We start from the raw sequence: 23,291 nt of genomic DNA, 5'->3' as shown, positions 1-23,291 counted from the left end.
CAAGGAAAATGCGCGTGAGGCCGCACCGCTGCCCGGCCCGTCTGGCGCAGGGCTGCGACAGAGCGGGCAGGCGATGGCTCAGAGGCTGAAATTGTCGCCGAGATAGAGGCGGCGGACATCGGGATTGTTGACGATGTCGTTGGCGCGGCCGTGGGTCAGCACTTCACCGGCATGGATGATATAGGCGCGGTCGATGAGGCCGAGCGTCTCGCGCACATTGTGGTCGGTGATGAGCACGCCGATGCCACGCTGCGTGAGATGGCGCACCAGCGCCTGGATGTCGGCGACCGAGATGGGATCGACGCCCGCGAAGGGTTCGTCGAGCAGCATGAAGGTCGGGTCGGTGGCCAGCGCCCGGGCAATTTCGAGGCGCCGCCGCTCGCCGCCCGACAGCGATATGGCCGCCGCCTTGCGCAGGTGCCCGATCGAGAATTCGCCGAGCAGCTCGTCGAGCTTGGCCTCGCGCCGGTCGCGGTTCTTGTCGTGAACCTCGAGCACGGCGCGGATATTGTCCTCGACCGACAGGCCGCGGAAGATCGAGGCCTCCTGCGGCAGATAGCCGACGCCAAGCCGGGCGCGGCGATACATCGGCATGGTCGTGACGACATTGCCGTTGATCTCGATCGAGCCTTCATCGACCGGCACCAGCCCGGTGATCATGTAGAAGCAGGTCGTCTTGCCCGCGCCGTTGGGGCCGAGCAGGCCGACGGCCTCGCCACGGCGCACGACGAGCGACACGCCGTTGACCACGCGGCGCGACCGGTAGGCCTTGGTCAGCCCGCGTGCAATCAGCGTGCCTTCGTAACGCGCCTTTTCGGCGCGCGCGGCATCATCCTGCACCTGCGGGCTGGCGCCCTTGGCGCTGCTGCTCTTGAAAAAGGGGATCTGCACGGGTGTCGGATCAGTTCTGCTGCGGCTTGCGGGATTGCGGGTCCAGCTGAATCTGGACACGACCGCCACAGCTTTCAAGCTGCGCCTCGCCGCTGTCCATCTGCACGTTCAGCCGGCAGCCGACGAACACGTTCTTGCCTTCCGACAGAACGACCTTCTTGCCCTCGAGCACGAAGGTCTGGCGCGTCATGTCGAAGGTGCCCTTGTCGGCGGTCGCCTGCTGCGTGCCGGAGGAGAGGAACACCTTGTCGTTCACCTCGATGCGGTCGATGTCGGCATTGCCGCTGGAAATCGAGCCGCCGCCGGACTTGTAGAACACGGTCATGGCGCCGCCCTGCAGCGTCGTCGTGCCCTGTACCACCTTCACGTTGCCGGTGAAGATCGCCTTGCTTTCGGGATCCTTGATCTCGAGCTTGTCGCTCTCGATCTGGATCGGCTGGTCGTTGGAGAGCTTCAGGCCCTTCATGTTGCTGGTCGTGCTCTGCGCGGCTGCGGGGCCGGCGGCAAGGACGACGAGGGACAGGAGGGCGAGAAGGCGGGCCGTGAAACGATGAGTGGGTGCGTGCGAAAGGGCAAGCATGGCGACGACGGGTTCCTAGTTGTCAATCTTGCGGATGGCTGCCGGATCGACGTTCACCCGGACATTGCCCTCGAAGGTCACATTTCGACCCTTATCCGTCATTCTCAGCGTCTGCGCAACAATGGAACCGCCGCTCATGCTGATGGCGATCGGTTTGTCGCTTTTCATCTCGCCGGAATTGATGTCGAGGAAGGCGGACTGGAAGTCGGCATTGGTGCCGTTGTTGATCGAGATGGAAAAGGGCTTGTCCATCTCGAGCGTGTTCTTGCCCCGGTCGTAGATGCCGCTCTGGGCCTCGACGGTGGCGATCATGCTGTCTTTCATCGGCATCTGCGCACGGATCGTCTGCAGCGTGATCATGTCGGGATTGGCGATGTCCTGCAGCGCGCGCACGGCCTTCATGGAATAGGAGATGCCATCCTTGTTGCGACCGGCGATCGCCGGATTCTGCATGACGATCTTGCCGTCCTCGATGGTGGCGGACTCGATGTCCAGCTCTTCCGGCAGGAAGGTCTTCACCACGGAAACACCGATGAAGGCAGCGCCGATCAGGCCCGCAATGACCGGCAACAGGATGCGCAGCCGCCGCACGCGCGCTGAATGCTGGCGCGCCTTGCGGTAGGCCGCATCGCCGGTATCGAGCCGGGCGCTGCCAGGGGGTGAAACTGCGTCGAGCATGAAGCGGGCTTTCGACTTCCTCGCGGGGGCCCGCTTGCGGGGCGCGTTTGGTAGGTGGCGTTGAACGCAGCGAATATGGCGATTTTTCTGGCAGGCTACAATGGAAGCGCTTAATTGTTTGCCAACCCAGCGCATCGCCCGTTCGATTCTGCGCAAACCGGAAGGATAGGGAATGGACGATCTCGCGCTTCTCGACCGCCGCCGCCTGCGTTCGCGACTGGCTTTCTGGCGCTTTGCCGCCATCGCAATCGCGCTGATTGCGGTGCTCGCCGCCGTCCTCCTGCTTGGCAGCAGCAGCAGCCGCCAGGCCGTGCCGCATGTCGCACGGGTCACCATTTCCGGCCTCATCCAGGATGACCGCGAACTGCTGGAGCGCCTCGACGCGATCGAAAAGAGCGATGCGGTCAAGGCGCTCGTCGTCTCCATCTCCTCGCCCGGCGGCACCACCTATGGCGGCGAGGCGATCTACAAGGCGCTGCGCCGCATCTCGGCCAAGAAGCCCGTCGTCGCCGATATCCGCACGCTGGCTGCCTCCGCCGGCTACATGATCGCGATCGGCGCCGACCATATCGTTGCAGGCGAAACCTCCATCACCGGCTCGATCGGCGTCATCTTCCAGTATCCGCAGATCAAGCCGTTGCTCGACAAGCTCGGTGTCTCGCTCGAAGAGATCAAGTCCGCCCCGCTGAAGGCGGAGCCGTCGCCCTTCCATCCGGCCTCGCCCGAAGCACAGGCCATGATCAAGGCGATGATCGACGACAGTTTCGGCTGGTTCGTCGATCGCGTCGCCGAGCGCCGCGGCATGGACCCGGCCGCCGCCCGACAGCTCGCTGACGGCCGCATCCTGACCGGCCGGCAGGCCAAGGCTGCGGGGCTTGTCGACGACCTCGGCGGCGATCCGGAAATCAAGGCCTATCTGGAAACGCGCAAAATCGACAAGGAACTTCCCCTGATTGAGTGGCGTGCGCCATCGACCGGCCTGCCCTTCGGTCTCGGTTCGCTTGCCAATGCCCTTGCCGAACGCGCGGGAAGCCAGTTTTTTCAATCTTTTCAGGGCATAGAAAAGCACATCACCGACAAGTTGTTTCTTGACGGTATGGTTTCCGTTTGGCAGGTTGAGCCACGCTAAGAGGGAGCGCAAGGCCGGCCGGCGCCCAGTGAGGGCGCTTGCGGCACCGCATGGGTCAAGACTCCCCGGTTGATGTCATTTTTGGGAACAAGGCGAGGGGCGACAGTGATCAAGTCGGAACTGGTACAGATCGTCGCGGCGCGCAATCCGCACCTCTATCACCGCGACGTCGAGAACATCGTCAATGCCGTTCTGGACGAAATCACCGACGCGCTGGCCGCCGGCAACCGCGTGGAACTGCGCGGTTTCGGCGCCTTCTCCGTCAAGAACCGCCCGTCGCGCTCCGGCCGCAACCCGCGCACCGGCGACAGCGTGTTCGTCGAGGAAAAGTGGGTTCCCTTCTTCAAGACCGGCAAGGAACTGCGCGAGCGCCTGAACCCCGGCATGGCCGACAAGGACGACGACTGAGCCCGATGATCGGGATGCGCCTGGGTCGACAGACCCGGCTCAGGCATCCCGGTCGGTGACGGCCTCTTGCCTTCCGGCGCGGCCGCCCTGTTTATGCCGGAGTGACCCGGCATCGGTGTCGGCACCCGCACCGGAGGCGTGAGAAAGAAATGTTCAGGAAGACCGTCAACATCGTCGTGCTCGTGCCGATCGCCATCGTGCTGATCGTCCTGTCCGTCGCCAACCGTCAGGCCGTGACGCTGGCGCTCAATCCCTTCGAGCCGTCCGACGCCGTTTTGTCGGTTTCCGCGCCCTTCTTCGTCTTCCTCTTTGCCGCAACGATCCTCGGCATGATCATCGGCTCCTTCGCCACCTGGCTCGGTCAGGGCAAGCATCGCAAGCGGGCCCGCGCCGGTGCGACCGATGCCGTGAAGTGGCAGAGCGAGGCGGAACGCCAGCGCCAGCGCGCCGAGGCCGCCTCCCAGGCCATCGTCCCCGTCAAGAATTGAGCCCAATCGCCGGCTCTCGATGCGTAAACGGGCGGTGGGCGTTTCCCATCGCGTGAAAAATGCTCTATGGGCAGCGACCAGACCAAGAACAGTCAGTTGATCGCACGGGAACGTCCACGTGAAGGATAGGCAGAAGCGCCCCGCCGGAGGCCCGGCCAAGGGCAAGCTCTCTGGTAAGCCCTCTGGCAAGCCAGGCCCGAAAGGGGCAGACAAGCGTCCGGCCGCTGCCGGCGGCAAGGCCGCATCGCCGCGCGCCGCGCGTCCGCAGGCGTCCGAACGCCTGTCGCCCGACCGCAAGCGCGATGCGGAGCAGCCGAGGTCGGCCGCGCCCTCTGCCCAGCCGAAGCGCGAGCGTACTCCGGCCCGCGAACCGGGCGCCGCGACGGAGGCCGCGCCCCGTTACGTCATGGTGGCGCGCAGCGGCGAGAAGCCGGCCGAGCGCGTGCCGCTGATCCTCGAAACCGTCGCCGGCGGCGATTATCATCTCATCGACAGCGGCGACGGCGAAAAGCTGGAACAGTACGGCCCCTACCGCATCGTGCGCCCCGAGGCGCAGGCGCTCTGGCCGCGTTCGCTTCCCGCCTCCGTCTGGGAGAAAGCCGATGCGGTCTTTACCGGCGACACGGATGAGGAAGGCATGGGCCGCTGGCGCTTTCCCGGCCTGCCGCTCGGCGAGACCTGGCCCATGCGTCTTCTCGACACGGATTTCCTCGGCCGTTTCACCGCCTTCCGCCATGTCGGCGTCTTTCCCGAGCAGCTCGCCCACTGGCGCTGGCTGGCCGGCGAAGCACAAAAGGCAGGGCGCCCGCTGAAGGTGCTGAACCTCTTCGGCTATACCGGCGTCGCCTCGCTGATCGCGGCGCGTGCCGGCTGCGAGGTCACCCATGTCGATGCCTCGAAGAAGGCGATCGGCTGGGCGCGCGAGAACCAGACGATCGGGCGGCTCACCGACCTGCCGATCCGCTGGATCTGCGAGGACGCCATGAAATTCGTGCAGCGCGAGGAGCGCCGCGGCAGCCGCTACGACATCATCCTCACCGACCCGCCGAAATTCGGCCGTGGCCCGAACGGCGAGGTCTGGCACCTCTTCGACCACCTGCCGGCCATGCTCGACACCTGCCGGGCCATCCTCTCGGATGATGCCCGCGGCCTCGTCCTGACGGCCTATTCGATCCGGGCTAGCTTCTATTCGATCCACGAGCTCCTGCGCGAGGTGATGCGCGGCCGTGGCGGCGTCGTCGAATCCGGCGAACTCATCATTCGCGAGGCGGGGCTCGACGCGGCAACGCCGGGCCGCGCGCTCTCGACCTCGCTTTTCAGCCGCTGGGTGCCCGCATGACGCAAGACAGACGCAACGAAGGGCCTTCGAAGGTCGGGCAGATCAAGGACGTCACCAGCCTTGCCAATCCCATCATCAAGGACATCAAGGCGCTTGCGCTGAAGAAGCACCGCGACGAGACCGGCACCTTCATGGCCGAGGGCCTGAAGCTCGTCATCGATGCGCTCGACCTCGGCTGGACCATCCGCACGCTGGTCTATGCCAAGAACGTCAAGGGCAAGCCGGCAGTGGAGCAGGCGGCGCTGAAGACCGTGTCGCGCGGCGGCCTCGTGCTCGAAGTCAGCGAGAAGGTGCTGTCCGCCATCACGAGGCGCGACAATCCGCAGATGGTGGTCGGCATCTTCGACCAGCAGTATCGCCGCCTCTCTGACATCCGCCCGGCGGATGGCGAGACCTATGTCGCCCTCGACCGCGTGCGCGACCCCGGCAATCTCGGCACGGTAATCCGCACGGCGGACGCTGCCGGAGCCTCCGGCGTCATCCTCGTCGGCGATACGACGGACCCGTTTGCCATGGAAACGGTACGCGCCACCATGGGCTCTGTCTTCGCCATGCCCGTCAGCCGTGCAACGCCCGAAGAGTTCATCGCCTGGAAGAAGCAGGCGAGGGCACGGGTGGTCGCGACCCATCTCGCCGGCGCCGTCGACTACCGCACCATTGATTACAAGGCCGCCCCCGTCGTGCTGCTGATGGGCAACGAACAGTCCGGCCTTCCGGACGAACTGGCGCGGCAGGCCGATGCGCTCGCCCGCATTCCGCAGGCCGGCCGGGCCGATTCGCTGAACCTCGCCATCGCCACCGGCATCATGCTCTTCGAGGCCCGCCGCCATCTCCTGACCCTGGATGCCCGCTGATATGCAGGATGATATGACCGCCGAACCGGACGCCCCGCGCCCCGCGCTCTTTTCCCGCCCGCTGCCGATCGCGGCCTTCATCCTGCTGGCCGTGGCGCTCGACCAGGTCATCAAGGTGGTACTGAGCGACATCCTGCCTTTCGAGCAATCCGTGTCGCTGCTGCCGGTGCTGGCGCTCTACCTCACCCACAATTACGGCGTGGCCTTTTCCATGCTGTCGGGCATGGAGACGGAATTCATCATTGCACTCCGGCTTGCCGTCGTCGCCTTCGTGCTGTGGCTCTGGAAGAAGACGCCGAAGCATCGCGGCCTTGCCCATCTCGGCTATGCCATGATCATCGCCGGTGCGATCGGCAATCTCATCGACAAGCTGATCTTCGGCTATGTCGTGGACTATGTGCTCGTTCACACACAGAGCTGGTCCTTTGCCGTCTTCAATCTCGCCGACAGCTACATCACGCTTGGCGCCGGCGCGATCATCCTCGACGAGCTTCTGCCGCGCCGGAAGGCCGATCGTTAAAATGCGAGCGACCACCTGAAGCGAATGGGAACGGGTGGCGTGCTAATCCGGCACGCATGATAGAACCATTCCGGCTCCAGGATCGCGTCCGCTCCGCTTTCACGGCCTCCCGCCATGAGAGGCGGCGTGCCCGCGACCGTCGCGCAGAGACCAAGCCCGTAGCACCCGAGCGCAGCAGTCGCCTTGCGGGCGGTCCCGCCGGCAGTCTCGTGGAGAAAGACCGGGCTGACACGGTGCCGCTGGGCAATGTGCTGGTGGCGGCGACGGGGCTTCTGTCTTCCGCCTTCGTCTTCGGAGCCGGCTTCGGCGTCGGCCTTGGCGTGCTCGCCGCCGGCGTGGCCGCCGCCGGCGTTGTCGGTGCGCTCTCGTTCCTCCGCCGCACATCGCGTCGTCAGGAAGCGGCCGAACGGCGCGGCGACCGACGCTGGGAGCGGGCTGAAACCCGCGAACTTCTCTTCAGCATCCATGACGCCCTGGGTGACATCGCGATGACGCGCGATCCGCTCGGTCGCATCGTGGCGGCCAATGCCGTGGTGCGCCATCTTGCCGGCACCGTCGATCCGATCGGCCGGACCTGTGACGAGCTGGGCTTTCTTTGCGAAGCGGCCGAGGGGCACGATCACCACCGCGTGCGTGTGCCGGGTCTGGATGGCCTGCGCGTCTACGACTGGCACAATGTCATGGTGCGCGATGCCGAGACCGGCCAGCTGACCATGCACTCGATCGGCCGCGACATGACGCGCGAGGAGCGCGTCATGCGTGCCAACGAGGCCGCGCGTCGGGCCGCCGAGCAGACGAGCCAGGCAAAGTCGCAGCTGCTGGCGACCGTCAGCCATGAAATCCGCACCCCGCTGGCCGGCATTCTGGGCATGAGCAACCTCTTGGCCCAGACCCGCCTCACGCCCGAACAGGGCAATTATCTCGCGGGCATCAGCCAGTCCGGCCACGCGCTCGTTCAACTCGTGGAGGACCTGCTGGACTTTTCCAGCATCGAGGCCGGCCGTTTCGAACTGCGCCCCGGCCCGCATCCGCTGCGCGAGCTGATTGAAAGCGTGGTCGAGATGCTGTCCAGCCGTGCCCATGACAAGGGCATCGAAATCGCCTCGACCGTGTCGGCCGCCATTCCGCCGACGCTGACATTCGATGCACCGCGCCTCAGGCAGGTGCTTTTCAATGTGATTGGAAATGCCGTGAAATTTACAGCGAAAGGCGGCGTGCTCGTCTCCGCCGCGCTCGACGCCCACGATCTCGTCATCCATGTGGAAGACAGCGGTGACGGCATGACGGAGGCCGAGCTGGCACGGGTCTTCGACGCCTTCGAACAAGCCGGTGCCACGGCACAGAAATCGGGCGGCACCGGTCTGGGCCTGTCCATATCCCGCCGCATCATGACGGCCTTCGGCGGATCGCTGACGGCGGCCAGCCGGCCGGGGCGAGGCAGCTGCTTCACCATCCGCTTCCCGCTCGACAAGGCGTCAGTGGCCCCGGCCGAAACGCCGTCGCGGGTGCTTTCGGGCACGGTCGCCCTCATTCTCGCCCCTGCCGGCCCCGTTGCGCGGGCGCTGTCCGGCACCATCTCCTCGCTCGGTGGCACGGCCATCGTGGCCACCTGCATCGGCGAGGCCGAGGCGGCGGTCAGCAGCACGGCGGCAGGTGTGGCCGTTCTGACCGACGTCATCGTCGATCATCGCCATGCACCAGAGTTTCGCCAGCTGCTGGCGCGCCATCCGCATCTGGCCGGCCCGCAGCTGCGCAAGACCTGCCTTCTCAATCCCGAAGAACGCCTCGTCCATCCGCTTCATCAAGCCGAAGGCTACCAGACCTGGCTCATCCGTCCCTTGCGCGAGCGGACCCTTGTCGATGTCCTCAAGGGACGCATGAAGGGCATCGAGACGCGTGATGCCATCAACGACAATCGACCCGTGCTGCGGGACGCGCCGCCGGTCGGGGCGTCCCTCGACGTCACTGCCCGGCGCCTTGCGGCACCGCAGCGCAGCGTGCTCCTGGCCGAGGACGATCCCGTCAACGCCATGCTGGTCCGCTCGGTGCTGGAAAAGGCCGGATTTGCGGTCCGCGTCGTCGGCAGCTTCCCGGCCGTGACGGCCGCTCTCTACGAAGGCCCGGAACAGGCGCGCCTCGATCCCGCCCTGCTGATCACGGATGTGAACATGCCCGGTGGCGATGCCGTCTCGCTGGTCCAGGCAATTCGCGCCCGGGAAACGGATGGCGGGCGGCATCTGCCCGTGCTCGTGCTCTCGGCGGATACCTCGCCCGCAACCGGTTTTGCCCTGCGGGCCGCCGGTGCCGATGTCGTGCTGGCAAAGCCTGCCGATCCCGTCGCTCTTCTTTCGGAAATCGCCCGTCTCGTGATTGACTGAGCGATTGCCCTCTGCTGGGAAGATGTGAGGGGCCAGTTTTTTGCGTTGCTTGTCACTTTCATGTCGCAGAATGGTGGTTTATGGCCTCCATTGACGACACGCGACACAGGGCACGCGCCATGACGATCGACCTCCTCGAATCCGGGCTGAAGCCGGCGGTAGCTCCGGCCCTGCTGAAGTCTGAATTCGATCGCGCGAACCAGGATGTGTTCGGCCGGATCGGCAATCTGGAAACGCGGCTGGCGCGCACCAGTGCCGAGGTCGAGGCAGCACTTGCCCTGCGCTACAAGGTTTTCGTTGAGGAGATGAAGGCGGAGGTTTCCGCCGAGTGCCATCGCCGCCGTAAGGAAACGGATGCCTTCGACGCGATCTGCGATCATCTGCTCGTCATCGACAACGCCATCGACGGCGACCTGGAAGACCGCGTCGTCGGCACCTACAGGCTGCTGCGCCAGGACGTGGCGGCCGCAAGGGGCGGCTTCTATTCGAAATCCGAGTTCGAGGTGGATGGGCTCATCGCGCGTCACCCCGACAAGCGCTTCATGGAGCTCGGTCGCTCCTGCGTCCTGCCCGCCTACCGCACGCGCCGCACGGTCGAGCTGCTGTGGCAGGGCAACTGGGCCTATGCGCTGCGCCATGGCGTGGACGCCATGTTCGGCTGCGGTTCCTTCCCCGGCATCGTACCGGAGGAGCATGCGCTGGCGCTGTCCTTCCTGCATCACAACGCGCTGGTCCAGCCGGACTGGTACGTCAAGGCGCGGCCGGAGCTCTACCGCATCATGGATCTGATGCCGGCCGAAGCCATCAACCAGCGCAAGGCGCTCGCCGCCCTGCCGCCGCTCATCAAGGGTTATCTGCGGCTCGGCGCCATGATCGGCGACGGGGGTGTCATCGATGCCGCCTTCAACACCACCGACGTTCTTGTCGTCCTGCCGATCACCAACATCGCTGGCCGTTACCTGAATTATTACGGGGCCGATGCGGGGCGGTTTGCATGAAGCAACCAATTTTGTTGCGGTGCAGCAAATGCGCTTGACTCTGAGCGAAATTCAGGCATAAAAGAAACCAGATCAATTTTTCATCACGAAGTTTCAACTGCATAGACTTTTCAGGCTTTCGGTTCTCCCAAAGACGCAATTTCCCGAATGCCGAGCGTGTTTCAGTAGTGTTTTCAAAACGATAAACCCGCCTTCTCTCGAAGGCGGGTTTTTTATGCGCCGGTCCGGACGGGTAACAGCCGGGGCTCACGCCCCGGCATTGTAGGCCGCAATCGCGGCCATGTTCACGATGTCGCTGTCCTTTGCCGCCATGGAAACGATCTGCACCGACTTGTCGAGGCCGACGAGCAGCGGGCCGATGACGGTCGAGCCGCCGAGTTCCTGCAACATCTTGGTCGAGATCGAGGCAGAGTGGAAGGCGGGCATGACGAGCACGTTCGCCGTGCCCGAGAGGCGGCAGAAGGGATATTGCTCCATCAGCTTGCCGTTCAGCGCGACATCTGCCGCCATCTCGCCGTCATATTCGAAATCGACACGGCGCTTGTCGAGAATGTGCACCGCCTCGCGCACCCGCTCGGAGCGTTCACCCGAGGGATGGCCGAAGGTGGAGTAGGCGAGCATGGCCACGCGCGGCACATAGCCGAGCCGCTTGGCGAGGCCGGCCGCCTCCTCGGCGATATCGGCCAGTTCCTCGGAGGAGGGCATGTCGTGCACGGCCGTGTCGGCAACGAGAACGGTGCGGCCGCGGCAGAGCGCGATGGACACGCCGATGATGCGGTGGCCGGGCTTGGGGTCGAGGCAGCGGCGAACGTCTTCGAGCGCGGTCGAATAGTTGCGCGTCACACCCGTCACCATGCCGTCCGCATCGCCCAGCGCCACCATGCAGGCGGCGAAATGGTTGCGGTCGTGGTTGATGAGGCGCTGGGCATCGCGGAAGAGGTAGCCGTTGCGCTGCAGGCGGGCGTAGAGATAGTCCGTATAGGCGCCGATGCGCTTGGATGAGATGCGCGCATTGACGATCTCGATGCCGGGCCGGTTGAGCTCGATACCCTCGCGCTCGGCCGCCTCGCGGATCCGGTCCTCGCGCCCGAGCAGGATGGCCGTGCCGAGCTGCTGGTTGGCGTAGGAGACGGCAGCGCGCATGACGAGCACTTCCTCGCCTTCCGCAAAGACGATGCGCTTCGGGTGGCGCCGCACGCGCTCGAAAATGCGCTGCGTCGTGGAAGCGATGGGATCGCGCCGCGCCGAGAGCTGGCGCGCATAGGCGTCAAGGTCCGGGATCGGCTTGCGCGCCACGCCCGTCTCCATGGCGGCCTTGGCGACCGCGATCGGGATGGAGGAGATCAGGCGCGGATCGAAGGGCACCGGAATGATGTACTGCGGCCCGAAGCGCGGCCGGTTGCCCTGATAGGCGGCCGCGACATCGTCCGGCACGTCTTCCTTGGCAAGGCTCGCCAGCGCCTGGGCGGCCGCGATCTTCATGGCGTCGTTGATGGTGGAGGCCCGCACGTCCAGCGCGCCGCGGAAGATGTAGGGGAAGCCCAGCACGTTGTTGACCTGGTTTGGATAGTCCGAGCGCCCGGTGGCGACGATCGCGTCGTCGCGGATGCGCGCCACCTCTTCCGGCGTGATTTCCGGGTCCGGATTGGCCATGGCGAAGATGATCGGGCGTGCGGCCATCGACTGGATCATCTCGGCCGAGAAGGCGCCCTTCTGGGAGAGACCGAAGACGACATCGGCGCCGGCCAGGGCTTCGGCCAGCGTGCGGTGCTCCGTCTCCACCGCATGGGCGGACTTCCACTGGTTCATGCCCTCGCTGCGGCCCTTGTAGATCACGCCCTTGGTGTCGCAGAGCGTGATGTTCTCCGGCGCAAACCCCATGGCCTTGATGAGCTCGATACAGGCGATCGCCGCCGCGCCCGCGCCATTGCAGACAAGCCGCGTCGTCTTGAAGTCACGGCCCGTCAGCGCCAGCGCGTTGATGAGGCCAGCCGCCGCAATGATCGCCGTGCCGTGCTGGTCGTCGTGGAAAACGGGGATGTGCATGAGCTCGCGCAGGCGCTGCTCGATGATGAAACAGTCCGGCGCCTTGATGTCTTCCAGATTGATGCCGCCGAAGGAGGGGCCGAGATAGCGCACGCAGTTGATGAACTCATCGACATTTTCCGTATCGACTTCGAGGTCGATGGAATCGACGTCGGCGAAGCGCTTGAAGAGCACGGACTTGCCCTCCATGACCGGCTTGGAGGCGAGCGCCCCCAGATTGCCGAGGCCGAGAATCGCCGTGCCGTTGGAAATGACGGCCACCATGTTACCGCGCGTCGTGTAATCGTAGGCCGTGGCCGGATCGGCCGCGATCGCCTTCACGGGAACCGCGACGCCGGGGGAATAGGCGAGCGAGAGGTCGCGCTGGGTCGCCATCGCCTTGGTCGGCGTGATCTCCAGCTTGCCCGGGCGGCCCTGGCTGTGGAAGTCGAGGGCTTCCTGTTCCGTCACCGTCGTCGTCGCCCGGTCGGGCTGGGGCTTTGCGGGGATCGTGGGCGCGGGCATCGGGGTCCTCCTGCGTTGTGGGTGGCCAGCGGTTGGCTTCTGTTTCCGGTTGTCTTCTATAACCCCCAGCGAATACTGTGCACGCACTTTTTTGACGGAATTCAAGCTCGTGAATGAATTGGGACTGACGCGCGACGAGGTCTTTTCGGCAGCGGAACTCGCGGCCGGGGAAAGCCGTGCCTCCGCCACGCCGATGATGGAGCAGTATATCGAGATCAAGGCCAACAACCCTGACTCGTTGCTCTTCTACCGCATGGGCGATTTCTACGAGTTGTTCTTCCAGGATGCGCTGGATGCATCGCGCGCGCTGGGCATCACGCTCACCCGGCGCGGCCAGCACATGGGCCAGGACATTCCTATGTGCGGCGTGCCCGTGCATGCGGCCGACGACTATCTCCAGAAGCTGATAGCGCTCGGCTTCCGCGTCGCGGTCTGCGAACAGGTGGAAGATCCCGCCGAAGCCAAGAAGCGCGGCTCGAAATCCGTGGTGAAACGCGATGTCGTGCGCCTCGTCACGCCCGGCACCATCACCGAGGACAAGCTGCTCCAGCCATCGGAATCCAACTACCTGATGGCGCTTGCCCGCATCCGCGGCGGCTCCGAGCCCGCCTTCGCGCTGGCCTGGATCGACATCTCCACCGGCGTCTTTCGCGTTGCCGAAAGCGGGGAGGGGCGGCTGCTTGCCGACATCCTGCGCATCGAGCCGCGCGAACTCATCCTCGCCGATGCCGTCTTCTACGATCCCGAGATGAAGCCCGTCATGGACGTGCTCGGCCGGGTCGCCGTGCCGCAGCCGGCGGTGCTCTTCGACAGTGCGACGGCCGAGGCGCGTGTCGCCCGCTACTACGGCGTCAAGACGCTCGACGGCTTCGGCAGCTTCTCCCGCGCCGAGATCGCGGCTGCCGCCGCCGCCGTTTCCTATATCGAGAAGACGCAGATCGGCGCCCGCCCGCCGCTCGGCACGCCCGAGCGCGAAAGCGTCGCCTCCACGCTCTTCATCGATCCCGCCACCCGCGCCAATCTGGAGCTGACCCGCACGCTGTCGGGCGAACGCTCCGGCACGCTGATGCGCGCCATCGACCGGACGGTGACGAGTGGTGGCGCCCGGCTGCTCGCCGAACGGCTGATGTCGCCGCTGACGGACCCCGAAGCGATCGCCGCCCGCCTCGACGCCGTCACGGCCCTGCTGGCCGCGCCGCTGGTGGCGCAGGATGCGCGCGACTGCCTGCGCCGCGTGCCGGACATGCCGCGTGCGCTGTCCCGTCTCGCGCTCGGCCGTGGCGGCCCGCGCGATCTGGGCGCCCTGAAGGCCGGGCTGGAGGGCGCGGTCCGCATCCGCGACATCCTCACCCGCATGGACCTGCCGGCCGAGCTTGCCGCTGCCTCAGCCGCGCTCAGCCGCCTGCCGCAGTCGCTCGCCGATCACCTTGCGGACATTCTGGCGGAGGAACTCCCGCTCCTGAAGCGCGACGGCGGCTTCGTGCGTGCGGGCGCCCGGGCCGAACTCGACGAACTGCGTGCGCTGCGCGACCAGTCCCGCCGCGTCATCGCCGGGTTGCAGCTTTCCTATGCCGAGGAAACCGGCATCCGCTCGCTGAAGATCAAGCACAACAACGTGCTCGGCTACTTCATCGAGGTGACCGCCGGCAATGCCGGGCCACTGACGGAGACCGATGCCGCCAAGGCGCGCTTCATCCACCGCCAGACCATGGCGAATGCCATGCGCTTCACCACGACGGAACTGGCCGATCTCGAAAGCAAGATCGCCAACGCCGCCGACAAGGCGCTCACCCTCGAACTCGGCCTCTTCGACGATATGGTCGCCGCCGTGGTGGAGGCGCAGGAGGCCATCAAGGCGGGCGCGGCGGCGCTTGCCGTCATCGATGTTTCGCTAGGTCTCGCCATTCTCGCTGACGAGCAGGATTACCGCCGCCCGGTGGTCGACCGCTCCCGCATGTTCCGCATCGAGGCCGGCCGCCATCCGGTGGTCGAGCAGGCCCTGCGCAGGCAGGCCTCCGATGTCTTCGTCGCCAATGGCTGCGATCTCTCGCCGGGCGATGGCGGTGACTATGGCGCGCTCTGGCTGCTGACCGGCCCCAATATGGGCGGTAAATCGACCTTCCTGCGCCAGAACGCGCTGATTGCCATCATGGCGCAGATGGGCTCCTTCGTGCCGGCGACCGCCGCCCATATCGGTGTGGTCGATCGGCTCTTCTCGCGCGTCGGCGCCTCGGACGATCTGGCGCGCGGCCGCTCCACCTTCATGGTCGAGATGGTCGAGACCGCCGCCATCCTCAACCAGGCGACGGACCGCTCGCTGGTCATCCTCGACGAGATCGGCCGCGGCACGGCGACCTTCGATGGCCTGTCCATCGCCTGGGCGGCGGTGGAACACCTGCACGAGGTCAACCGCTGCCGTGGCCTCTTCGCCACCCATTTCCACGAGCTGACGGTGCTCTCCGAAAAGCTGGCGCGGCTCTCCAACGCCACGCTGAAGGTGAAGGAGTGGGACGGCGAGGTGATCTTTCTCCACGAGGTTGGTCCCGGTTTCGCCGACCGCAGCTACGGTATCCAGGTCGCCCGCCTGGCCGGCCTGCCGGCAGCCGTCGTCACCCGTGCGCGCGACGTGCTGGCACGGCTGGAGGATGCCGACCGCAAGAACCCGGCAAGCCAGCTGATCGACGATCTCCCCCTTTTCCAGGTGGCCGTGCGCCGCGAGCAGGCGGCAAAGGCCGCGCCTTCGAAGGTGGAGGAATCCCTTAAAGCGCTCGAACTGGACGACATGACGCCGCGCCAGGCGCTCGACGCGCTCTATGCCCTGAAAAAGCAGCTTTCCTGACCGATGCGCAGCGGTGCCGGCCGGAAAGAACTTGGCAAGGCCGGCCCTCTATAAGGAAATCCGGTATCGGTTCTCGGCTGCGAGGCAGGACCAATTTTTTCTGTGCAGTGCCGGGCAAAGGGATTATAGCGCATGCAAACGCAGACGCAGCCGCTCGCAGGACGCGACAGACAGGAGCGCGACGGCGACCCGATGGCCACAGACCTTCACGCCCATCCCGAAATCTTCGATCCGGCAGCTCTTCGCGCCAAATGCCGCTTTATCGCCTCGGCCCATGCCGAGCAGCGCGACCCCATGCGCCGCGCGCTTCTGGCCGCCTTCAAGGAGGCCAATCTGGCGGGACGGGCCAAGGCGCGCGAGCTGCTTTTCGCCGATGGCAGCGGTCTTGCCTGCGCCCGGCGGATCTCCTGGCTGCAGGACCAGCTGATCTCCATCCTGCATGATTTCGTGCTTGCCGAAATCTTCAATGCCGGCCAGACGCCGGAGAGCATGCGCATCACCGTGGCAGCCGTCGGCGGCTATGGCCGCGGCACGCTGGCGCCGGGCTCCGACATCGACCTGCTCTTCCTGCTGCCGCAGAAGAAGCAGGTCTGGGCAGAGCCGGCCATCGAGTTCATGCTCTACATCCTCTGGGATCTCGGCTTCAAGGTCGGCCACGCCACCCGCACGGTGGAGGAATGCATCCGCCTGTCGCGCAGCGACATGACGATCCGCACCGCCATCCTCGAATTCCGCTACATCTGCGGTTCGCAGCCGCTCGCCGCTGATCTCGAAACCCGCTTCGACCGAGAGATCGTCAAGAACACCGGTCCGGATTTCATCGCCGCCAAGCTCGCCGAGCGCGACGAGCGCCACCGCAAGGCCGGCGACACGCGCTACCTGGTCGAGCCGAACGTGAAGGAAGGCAAGGGCGGTCTTCGCGACATCCACACGCTCTTCTGGATCGCCAAATACTTCTACCGGGTGAAGGACTCGGCCGAACTGGTGAAGCTCGGCGTTCTCTCGAAGCAGGAACTGAAGCTGTTCGAGAAGTCCGACGACTTCCTCTGGGCAGTGCGCTGCCACATGCACTTCCTCACCAACAAGGCGGAAGAGCGCCTGTCCTTCGACATCCAGCGCGAAATCGCCGAATGTCTCGGCTATCAGGACCATCCGGGCCTCAGCGCCGTCGAACGCTTCATGAAGCACTATTTCCTCGTTGCGAAGAATGTCGGCGACCTCACCCGCATCATCTGCGCGGCGCTGGAGGACCAGCAGGCCAAGCAGCAGCCGGGGCTCACGGGCGTCATCACCCGCTTTGCCAATCGCAGCCGCAAGATCGCCGGCACCACGGATTTCCTCGATGATGGCGGCCGCATCACCATTGCAGGCCCGGATGTCTTCAAGCGCGATCCGGTCAACCTGATGCGGCTCTTCCACATCGCCGACATTGCCGGTCTCGAATTCCACCCGGCTGCGCTGAAGCAGGTGACACGCTCGCTGTCGCTGATCACGCCGCACCTGCGCGACAATGAGGAGGCCAACCGCCTTTTCCTGTCGATCCTGACCTCGCGGCGCGACCCGGAACTCATCCTGCGCCGCATGAACGAGTCGGGCGTTCTTGCCCGCTTCATTCCCGAGTTCGGCAAGATCGTCTCGATGATGCAGTTCAACATGTATCACCACTATACGGTGGACGAGCACCTGCTGCGCACGGTGCGTGTTCTCTCGCGCGTCGAGCAGGGCAAGGAAGAGGATGCCCATCCGCTGGCCGGCAAGCTCATCCAGAGCATCGAGGACCGCGAGGCGCTCTATGTCGCCGTGCTCCTGCACGACATCGCCAAGGGCCGCCCGGAGGATCACTCCGTTGCCGGCGCCCGTGTGGCCCGAAAGCTCTGCCCGCGCTTTGGCCTGACGCCGAAGCAGACGGAAACGGTCGCCTGGCTGATCCAGGAACATCTGACCATGTCCATGGTCGCCCAGACCCGTGACCTCAACGACCGCAAGACGATCATCGACTTCGCCGAAAAGGTGCAGTCGCTCGAACGGCTGAAGATGCTGCTGGTGCTGACGGTCTGCGACATCCGCGCCGTCGGCCCGGGCGTGTGGAACGGCTGGAAGGGCCAGCTCCTGCGCACGCTCTACTACGAGACCGAACTGCTGATTTCCGGCGGCTTCTCCGAAATGCCGCGCAAGGAGCGCGCCCAGTATGCCGCCGACATGCTGGAAAGGGCGCTGACCGGCTGGAGCGAGGCCGAACGCCAGGCCTATACGAAGCTGCACTACCAGCCCTACCTGCTGACCGTGCCGCTGGAAGACCAGGTGCGACACGCCGCCTTCATCCGCGAGGCGGACCAGGCCGGTCGCACGCTGGCCACCATGGTGCGCACCCACCAGTTCCATGGCATCACTGAAATCACGGTGCTGGCCCCCGACCATCCGCGCCTGCTCGCCGTCATCGCCGGCGCCTGCGCGGCGGCGGGCGCCAACATCGTGGACGCGCAGATCTTCACGACCTCCGACGGCCGCGCCCTCGATACCATCCTCGTCAGCCGTGAATTTGCAGTCGATGGCGATGAGATGCGCCGCGCCACCAGCATCGGCCGGATGATCGAGGAAGTGCTGTCGGGCACCAAGCGGCTGCCGGAGGTGATCGCCGCCCGCACCAAAGGCAGGAAGCGCAGCAAGGCCTTTACCGTCACGCCGAGCGTCACGATCTCCAACGGTCTCTCGAACAAGTTCACCGTCATCGAGATGGAGTGCCTGGACAGGCCCGGCCTGCTCTCCGAAGTCACCTCCATGATGTCGGATCTGTCCCTCGACATCGCCTCGGCCCACATCACCACCTTCGGCGAGAAGGTCATCGACACCTTCTACGTTACCGATCTCGTCGGCGAGAAGATCACCAGCGAGAACCGCCAGATGAACATCTCGGCGCGCATTCGCGCCGTCATCGCCGAGGAGGCCGACGAGGCGCGCGAGCGCATGCCCTCCGGCATCATCGCGCCGCCCGCCATTCCCCGCTCCCCGCGTCGTCCCAAGGCCGATCAATGAGTCTCGTCCGCAAATTCATCACCGTCGGCGGCGCTACGCTCGGCAGCCGCGTCCTCGGTTTCACCCGCGAAACGCTGATGGCAGCGGCGCTGGGCACCGGCCCCTATGCCGATGCCTTCTACGCCGCCTTCCGCTTCCCCAATCTCTTCCGGCGCCTCTTTGCCGAAGGCGCCTTCAACGCCGCCTTCGTGCCGCTCTTTGCCAAGGAGATCGAGGCGAACGGCCTTGATGGTGCCAAGCGCTTCTCGGAAGAGGTGCTGGGCGTCCTCTTCACCGTGCTGCTCCTGATCACCATCGTCATGGAACTGGCGATGCCCTGGATCGTCGCCACCATCATCGCCCCCGGCTTCGTGGGCGACGGGGAAAAGTTCGACGTGACCGTGCAACTTTCCATGGTCATGTTCCCCTATCTCATGTGCATGTCGCTGACGGCGATGCTGTCCGGCATGCTGAACTCGCTGCACCATTACTTCGCCGCCGCCGTCGCCCCGATCTTCCTCAATCTCGTGCTCATCGCGGCGCTGGGCTATGGCCTGTGGACCGGTGCCGATCCGCTGACGACCGCCTGGTATCTCTCCTGGGGCGTGCTCGCCGCCGGCCTGTTGCAGATGGCCGTGCTCTATGTCGGCGTGCGCTATGCCGGCATGCGCTTCGGCTTGAGCCGCCCGCGCATGACGCCGAACGTCAAGCGGCTGCTGTGGCTGGCGCTGCCGGCCGCCGTTACCGGCGGCATCACCCAGATCAACCAGGTCATCGGCCAGATGATCGCCTCCACCAAGGACGGCGCGATCGCGGCACTTCAATATGCCGACCGCGTCTACCAGCTGCCGCTCGGCGTCGTCGGCATCGCCGTCGGCGTCGTTCTCCTGCCGGAGCTGGCCCGCGCGCTGAAGGGCGGCCACCACATCGAGGCGCAGAACCTGCAGAACCGCTCGGCCGAATTCGTGCTGTTCCTGACCCTGCCGGCGGCCGGCGCGCTCTGGGTCATCTCCGACGAGATCGTCCGCGTGCTCTACGAGCGCGGCGCCTTTTCGCCCGAAACCACCTCCGTCGTTGCCGGCATCCTCGGCATCTACGGCCTCGGCCTGCCCGCCTTCGTGATGATCAAGGCGCTCAACCCCGGCTTTTTCGCCCGCGAGGATACGCGCACGCCCATGCGCATCTCCGGCATCTCGGTCGCCGTCAACTGCGCGCTCGCCGTCTCGCTCTTCCCCTTCTTCCACGAACGCGGCATCGCCACGGCGGAAGCCGTCTCCGGCTGGCTGACGGCCATCATGCTCTTCGTCATCCTGGTCCGCCGCGGCCACTGGGTCTGGGAAGGCGCCCTTGTCAGCCGCGTCCTGCGTCTCCTTGCCTCGACATTCGTCATGGCCGGCGTGCTGGAATATGCCTCGCGGCAGATGTCGGGCTGGCTGGATTCCGGGCAGGGCGTGCTGACCCAGCTTGCAGCACTTGCCATCCTCATCGCGCTCTCGATGATCGTCTATTTCGGCCTCGCCTTCGCCACCGGCGGCGCCGACCTCGGCATGCTCCGGCGGAACATGAAGCGGAAGGCGGCGAAGGGCACGGAGAGCGTCGAGTAGACGGTAAGCGTCATCGGCGGGCGAGGTGCACACCCCCCTCTGTCCTGCCGGACATCTCCCCCGCAAGGGGGGAGATCCACCCGGAGCGTCCGCTCGGACATGCTCACCCTATCGCCTCGTTGAGACGCCTGCGGGTCGCGGAGCTGGCGCCCCCAGCCAATCTCCCCCTTGCGGGGGGAGATGCCCGGCAGGGCAGAGGGGGGTGCCCAAAGCCAGCAACGCCTCCAGCACCAGTATACCCCCAAAAGCAAAAAGGCCCGCCACCGGCGAGCCCCTTGCAAGATCGATCGTCGCGGTGATCACCGCGTCAGGCTGATCACCGTGCCGCTCGGGCCATCCTCGTCTTCATCCTTGTTGTCGACGAAGCGGTAGCCCTCGACTTCCTCGCGCAGGCGGTCGTTCTCGGCACGCACGGCCTCGATCACGCCGACCAGTTCGGCGAACTTGGTGGCGTGCTGGAGATCGTTGTTCTCCATGAGCGCGGTGTTGGACTTGAGCGCGCTGTCCAGACGGGTGTTTTCCTCGCGCGCGATGTCGAGCTCGATTTCGAGCTTGCGGCGCTTTTCGGCCTCCGACGACATCTCCTCCTTGAGGGCGGCGACCATTTCCGTATTGGTCAGAAGCTGACGACGCAGGTCCATCACCTCTTCCTTGGAAGAGTTGAGGTTCGAATTGAGCTGCGACAGCTCGTATTCGCGCTGGCTCTTCTCGCGGCGAACCGAATTCAGCGTATGGGCCTCGGCCTGGTAGCGCATGCGCGATTCTTCCAGCAGACGCTCCAGAACGCGGTAGCGGCCGCGCGCAGCTTCCAGCTGGCTCTCCGTCTGCAGGCGAATGTCCTCGCGCTCCTTGATCAGCTGGTCGTTCTCGTTTTTCAGCGAACGCGACACCATGGTCTCGCGCTTCAGCTTGGCGACGAGCGAGGCGATCTGGTCCTTCGCCGCATTCATCATGTTGTCGCGCTCGGCCAGCGCCTTCATGGCGGTATCGACGCGCTCCGTCAGGCTGAGCTTGTCGGCCGTCAGGTTGTTGTTGCTCTCGATGAGCTTGGCGGTCTGCTCGCGCAGGCGCACCACCTCGCTCTTGAACTCCGTTACCTCGCGCTCGGAGCGCTCCTTGAGATCCTGCGCTTTTTCGAGTTCGCCAACCAGCGTCTCCTTGGTGATCTTCAGCTCGCGCACCATGGGATCGAGACGCGACAGGCGCGAATTGAGATCGGCATTGGCAAGCCGGAGGTCGGCGACGGAGGCTTCGAGTTCGATCGTCTTCTGGCGCTGGGCCGTGTGGGCGGCCGCCTCGCGCTGCAGGCCGTATTCCAGCCGCTCGGTCTCGGCCTTCATCGTCTCGATGCGGGCCGTCATCTCCGACCCGCGCTGCCGTTCCTCGTTCAGGTTATCCTCGAGCTGGCCGCAGCGCTCGCGATAATCCGCGAGGTCCTCAAGAATTTCCTCGAACTCCGGAATGAAACGGCCGAACGCTTTCGGAATGTCTTGCAGACGTTCCAGCGTAGATTCGAAGTCGATCAGCTTCTGGATGGCGGGATGACTGGAGACCTTTACTTCGCTCTGGTCAGCCTCAATTGGCGTCTGGCCCTGCTTTTCATTTTTCATGAAAGCTTTGAGGAACGCAATCGGCTCCATATGTGTCTCCCCGGAAAGAATAACCAATTCCTAACACAATTGGTCGTATTTTCAAGATTTTTTAATAATCATGCGGTCTTAGTGCAAGTTTCGCGCAATGTAAGCGAAGATTTTTCGCCCATTTCTGGGTTGAAGCCTCCCTGTCCCGCTCACGCCCGGCGCGACCGCCGGAGCCTAGCACCTTCCGGTGCGTCTCTCTTGATCGCCGCTGTCGCTCGGTGCATAAGCTCGGCCAACTTCGTCGGGGCCGCACCGGTTCCCGTGCGACGGCCCTCCACCAGCCTGAACGGGATCACCATGGCAGAGTTTCAGCCCCTTGTCTTCTCGGGCGTGCAGCCCACCGGCAATCTTCACCTCGGAAATTATCTCGGCGCGATCAGGAAGTTCGTGGCGTTGCAGGAAAACAACGATTGCATCTACTGCGTCGTCGATCTCCACGCCATCACCGCCCAGCTCGTGCATGACGACATGCGCGGCCAGATCCGCTCGATCGCGGCGGCCTTCATCGCGTCAGGCATCGATCCGAAGAAGCATATCGTCTTCAACCAGTCGGCCGTGCCGCAGCATGCCGAGCTCGCCTGGATCTTCAATTGCGTCGCCCGCATCGGCTGGATGGAGCGCATGACGCAGTTCAAGGACAAGTCCGGTTCCAAGAATGCCGAGCAGGTCTCGCTCGGCCTGCTGGCCTATCCGAGCCTGATGGCGGCCGACATCCTCGTCTATCGCGCCACCCACGTGCCCGTCGGCGACGACCAGAAGCAGCATCTGGAGCTTGCCCGCGACATCGCCATGAAGTTCAACCTGGACTTTTCAAAGCAGATCCGCGACGCCGGCACGGGCATCGACATCAAGGTCGGCGACGAGCCGGTGCATGCCTTCTTCCCGATGGTGGAGCCGCTGATCGACGGCCCGGCGCCCCGCGTCATGAGCCTGCGCGACGGCACCAAGAAGATGTCGAAGTCGGATGCCTCCGATCTCTCGCGCATCAACCTGATGGACGATGCCGACCAGATCTCCAAGAAGATCAAGAAGGCCAAGACCGATCCGGACGCACTGCCAAGCGAAGTGGAGGGCCTGAAGGGCCGGCCCGAAGCCGACAATCTCGTCGGCATCTATGCGGCACTCTCCGACCGTACCAAGCTCGACGTGCTCAACGAATATGGCGGCCAGCAGTTCTCAGTCTTCAAGCCGGCGCTGATCGATCTCGCCGTCAGCGTTCTCTCGCCGATCACCGGCGAGATGCGCCGCCTGATGGACGACACGACCCATATCGACGCCATCCTGCGCGACGGCGGCGAGCGGGCGCGCGCCCGGGCCGACAAGGTCATGCACGACGTGCGCGACATCGTCGGCTTCCTGCAATAGGCGGGGTCGGTCCCAGCA

17 protein-coding genes are annotated in these 23,291 nt (G+C 65.1%); 12 read left to right on the top strand and 5 right to left on the bottom strand.

Annotated features, from left to right (window positions below):
* Nucleotides 1-78: 78 nt before the first annotated feature.
* The 3 genes from lptB to lptC form a co-directional block, all read right to left on the bottom strand.
* Nucleotides 79-840, bottom strand: coding sequence for an LPS export ABC transporter ATP-binding protein (gene lptB, locus ACED18_RS09200; RefSeq protein ID WP_377291904.1), 762 nt, complete (start codon nucleotides 838-840; stop codon nucleotides 79-81).
* A gap of 61 nt (nucleotides 841-901) precedes the next feature.
* A complete protein-coding gene (locus tag ACED18_RS09195; protein ID WP_377291340.1) occupies nucleotides 902-1,471 on the bottom strand; it encodes an LptA/OstA family protein in 570 nt (189 codons plus the stop codon).
* A 15-nt stretch (nucleotides 1,472-1,486) separates the two neighbouring features.
* Nucleotides 1,487-2,149: an LPS export ABC transporter periplasmic protein LptC gene (gene lptC, locus ACED18_RS09190; RefSeq protein WP_377291338.1), complete on the bottom strand. Its 663-nt coding sequence runs from the start codon at nucleotides 2,147-2,149 to the stop codon at nucleotides 1,487-1,489.
* 172 nt (nucleotides 2,150-2,321) lie between these two features.
* On the opposite strand from lptC, the gene sppA reads away from it, so the two are divergent.
* The 8 genes from sppA (at nucleotide 2,322) to ACED18_RS09150 (ending at nucleotide 10,263) form a co-directional block, all read left to right on the top strand.
* Complete coding sequence (sppA, locus tag ACED18_RS09185) at nucleotides 2,322-3,278, top strand: signal peptide peptidase SppA (protein ID WP_377291336.1); 957 nt, start codon at nucleotides 2,322-2,324, stop codon at nucleotides 3,276-3,278.
* A 105-nt stretch (nucleotides 3,279-3,383) separates the two neighbouring features.
* Nucleotides 3,384-3,686, top strand: a complete 303-nt coding sequence (locus ACED18_RS09180; RefSeq protein ID WP_377291334.1) for an integration host factor subunit beta — start codon at nucleotides 3,384-3,386, stop codon at nucleotides 3,684-3,686.
* A 149-nt stretch (nucleotides 3,687-3,835) separates the two neighbouring features.
* Nucleotides 3,836-4,174: a DUF1049 domain-containing protein gene (locus tag ACED18_RS09175; RefSeq protein ID WP_377291332.1), complete on the top strand. Its 339-nt coding sequence runs from the start codon at nucleotides 3,836-3,838 to the stop codon at nucleotides 4,172-4,174.
* Nucleotides 4,175-4,292: 118 nt separating this feature from the next.
* Entirely contained in the window at nucleotides 4,293-5,513 is a 1,221-nt protein-coding gene (locus tag ACED18_RS09170) for a class I SAM-dependent rRNA methyltransferase (RefSeq protein WP_377291330.1), read from the top strand.
* On the top strand, nucleotides 5,510-6,367 hold the full coding sequence (locus tag ACED18_RS09165; protein WP_377291328.1) for a TrmH family RNA methyltransferase: 858 nt from the start codon (nucleotides 5,510-5,512) through the stop codon (nucleotides 6,365-6,367). The genes ACED18_RS09170 and ACED18_RS09165 overlap by 4 nt, the downstream gene beginning before the upstream one ends.
* Nucleotide 6,368: 1 nt before the next feature.
* On the top strand, nucleotides 6,369-6,887 hold the full coding sequence (gene lspA, locus ACED18_RS09160; RefSeq protein WP_377291326.1) for a signal peptidase II: 519 nt from the start codon (nucleotides 6,369-6,371) through the stop codon (nucleotides 6,885-6,887).
* A 209-nt stretch (nucleotides 6,888-7,096) separates the two neighbouring features.
* Nucleotides 7,097-9,265: a hybrid sensor histidine kinase/response regulator gene (locus tag ACED18_RS09155; RefSeq protein WP_377291324.1), complete on the top strand. Its 2,169-nt coding sequence runs from the start codon at nucleotides 7,097-7,099 to the stop codon at nucleotides 9,263-9,265.
* 119 nt (nucleotides 9,266-9,384) lie between these two features.
* Complete coding sequence (locus ACED18_RS09150) at nucleotides 9,385-10,263, top strand: GNAT family N-acetyltransferase (protein WP_377291322.1); 879 nt, start codon at nucleotides 9,385-9,387, stop codon at nucleotides 10,261-10,263.
* 246 nt (nucleotides 10,264-10,509) lie between these two features.
* Here ACED18_RS09150 and ACED18_RS09145 read toward each other — a convergent pair whose 3' ends face one another.
* A complete protein-coding gene (locus ACED18_RS09145) occupies nucleotides 10,510-12,813 on the bottom strand; it encodes an NADP-dependent malic enzyme (RefSeq protein WP_377291320.1) in 2,304 nt (767 codons plus the stop codon).
* Between the two features lie 109 nt (nucleotides 12,814-12,922).
* Here ACED18_RS09145 and mutS point away from each other — a divergent pair, with 109 nt between their 5' ends.
* From mutS to murJ, 3 genes are all read left to right on the top strand, one after another.
* The gene (gene mutS / locus ACED18_RS09140) at nucleotides 12,923-15,652 is read left to right on the top strand and encodes a DNA mismatch repair protein MutS (protein WP_377291318.1); all 2,730 of its coding nucleotides are present in this window, start codon (nucleotides 12,923-12,925) and stop codon (nucleotides 15,650-15,652) included.
* A gap of 192 nt (nucleotides 15,653-15,844) precedes the next feature.
* Nucleotides 15,845-18,685: a [protein-PII] uridylyltransferase gene (locus tag ACED18_RS09135; protein ID WP_377291902.1), complete on the top strand. Its 2,841-nt coding sequence runs from the start codon at nucleotides 15,845-15,847 to the stop codon at nucleotides 18,683-18,685.
* Nucleotides 18,682-20,268: a murein biosynthesis integral membrane protein MurJ gene (gene murJ, locus ACED18_RS09130; RefSeq protein WP_377291316.1), complete on the top strand. Its 1,587-nt coding sequence runs from the start codon at nucleotides 18,682-18,684 to the stop codon at nucleotides 20,266-20,268. The genes ACED18_RS09135 and murJ overlap by 4 nt, the downstream gene beginning before the upstream one ends.
* A 299-nt stretch (nucleotides 20,269-20,567) precedes the next feature.
* On the opposite strand, the gene ACED18_RS09125 is transcribed toward murJ, so the two are convergent.
* Nucleotides 20,568-21,878, bottom strand: a complete 1,311-nt coding sequence (locus ACED18_RS09125; RefSeq protein ID WP_377291314.1) for a hypothetical protein — start codon at nucleotides 21,876-21,878, stop codon at nucleotides 20,568-20,570.
* Between the two features lie 327 nt (nucleotides 21,879-22,205).
* Between ACED18_RS09125 and trpS the strand changes: the two genes are divergently transcribed.
* Nucleotides 22,206-23,273, top strand: coding sequence for a tryptophan--tRNA ligase (gene trpS, locus ACED18_RS09120; RefSeq protein ID WP_377291312.1), 1,068 nt, complete (start codon nucleotides 22,206-22,208; stop codon nucleotides 23,271-23,273).
* Nucleotides 23,274-23,291 lie beyond the last annotated feature (18 nt).

The organism is Rhizobium sp. SG2393, assembly GCF_042610495.1.
Lineage (GTDB): Bacteria > Pseudomonadota > Alphaproteobacteria > Rhizobiales > Rhizobiaceae > RU20A.
Note: the sequence above shows the minus strand (reverse complement) of the source record. Positions and strands in the feature narration are given on the sequence as shown.

Bases quoted from the DNA above. Each gene is read 5' to 3' on its own strand.
- sppA (WP_377291336.1), top strand. From the start codon at position 2,322: ATGGACGATCTCGCGCTTCTCGACCGCCGCCGCCTGCGTTCGCGACTG.
- ACED18_RS09145 (WP_377291320.1), bottom strand. From the start codon at position 12,813: ATGCCCGCGCCCACGATCCCCGCAAAGCCCCAGCCCGACCGGGCGACG.
- murJ (WP_377291316.1), top strand. From the start codon at position 18,682: ATGAGTCTCGTCCGCAAATTCATCACCGTCGGCGGCGCTACGCTCGGC.
- ACED18_RS09125 (WP_377291314.1), bottom strand. From the start codon at position 21,878: ATGAAAAATGAAAAGCAGGGCCAGACGCCAATTGAGGCTGACCAGAGC.
- ACED18_RS09135 (WP_377291902.1), top strand. From the start codon at position 15,845: ATGGCCACAGACCTTCACGCCCATCCCGAAATCTTCGATCCGGCAGCT.
- lptC (WP_377291338.1), bottom strand. From the start codon at position 2,149: ATGCTCGACGCAGTTTCACCCCCTGGCAGCGCCCGGCTCGATACCGGC.
- ACED18_RS09150 (WP_377291322.1), top strand. From the start codon at position 9,385: ATGACGATCGACCTCCTCGAATCCGGGCTGAAGCCGGCGGTAGCTCCG.
- ACED18_RS09175 (WP_377291332.1), top strand. From the start codon at position 3,836: ATGTTCAGGAAGACCGTCAACATCGTCGTGCTCGTGCCGATCGCCATC.
- ACED18_RS09195 (WP_377291340.1), bottom strand. From the start codon at position 1,471: ATGCTTGCCCTTTCGCACGCACCCACTCATCGTTTCACGGCCCGCCTT.
- trpS (WP_377291312.1), top strand. From the start codon at position 22,206: ATGGCAGAGTTTCAGCCCCTTGTCTTCTCGGGCGTGCAGCCCACCGGC.
- lspA (WP_377291326.1), top strand. From the start codon at position 6,369: ATGCAGGATGATATGACCGCCGAACCGGACGCCCCGCGCCCCGCGCTC.
- ACED18_RS09165 (WP_377291328.1), top strand. From the start codon at position 5,510: ATGACGCAAGACAGACGCAACGAAGGGCCTTCGAAGGTCGGGCAGATC.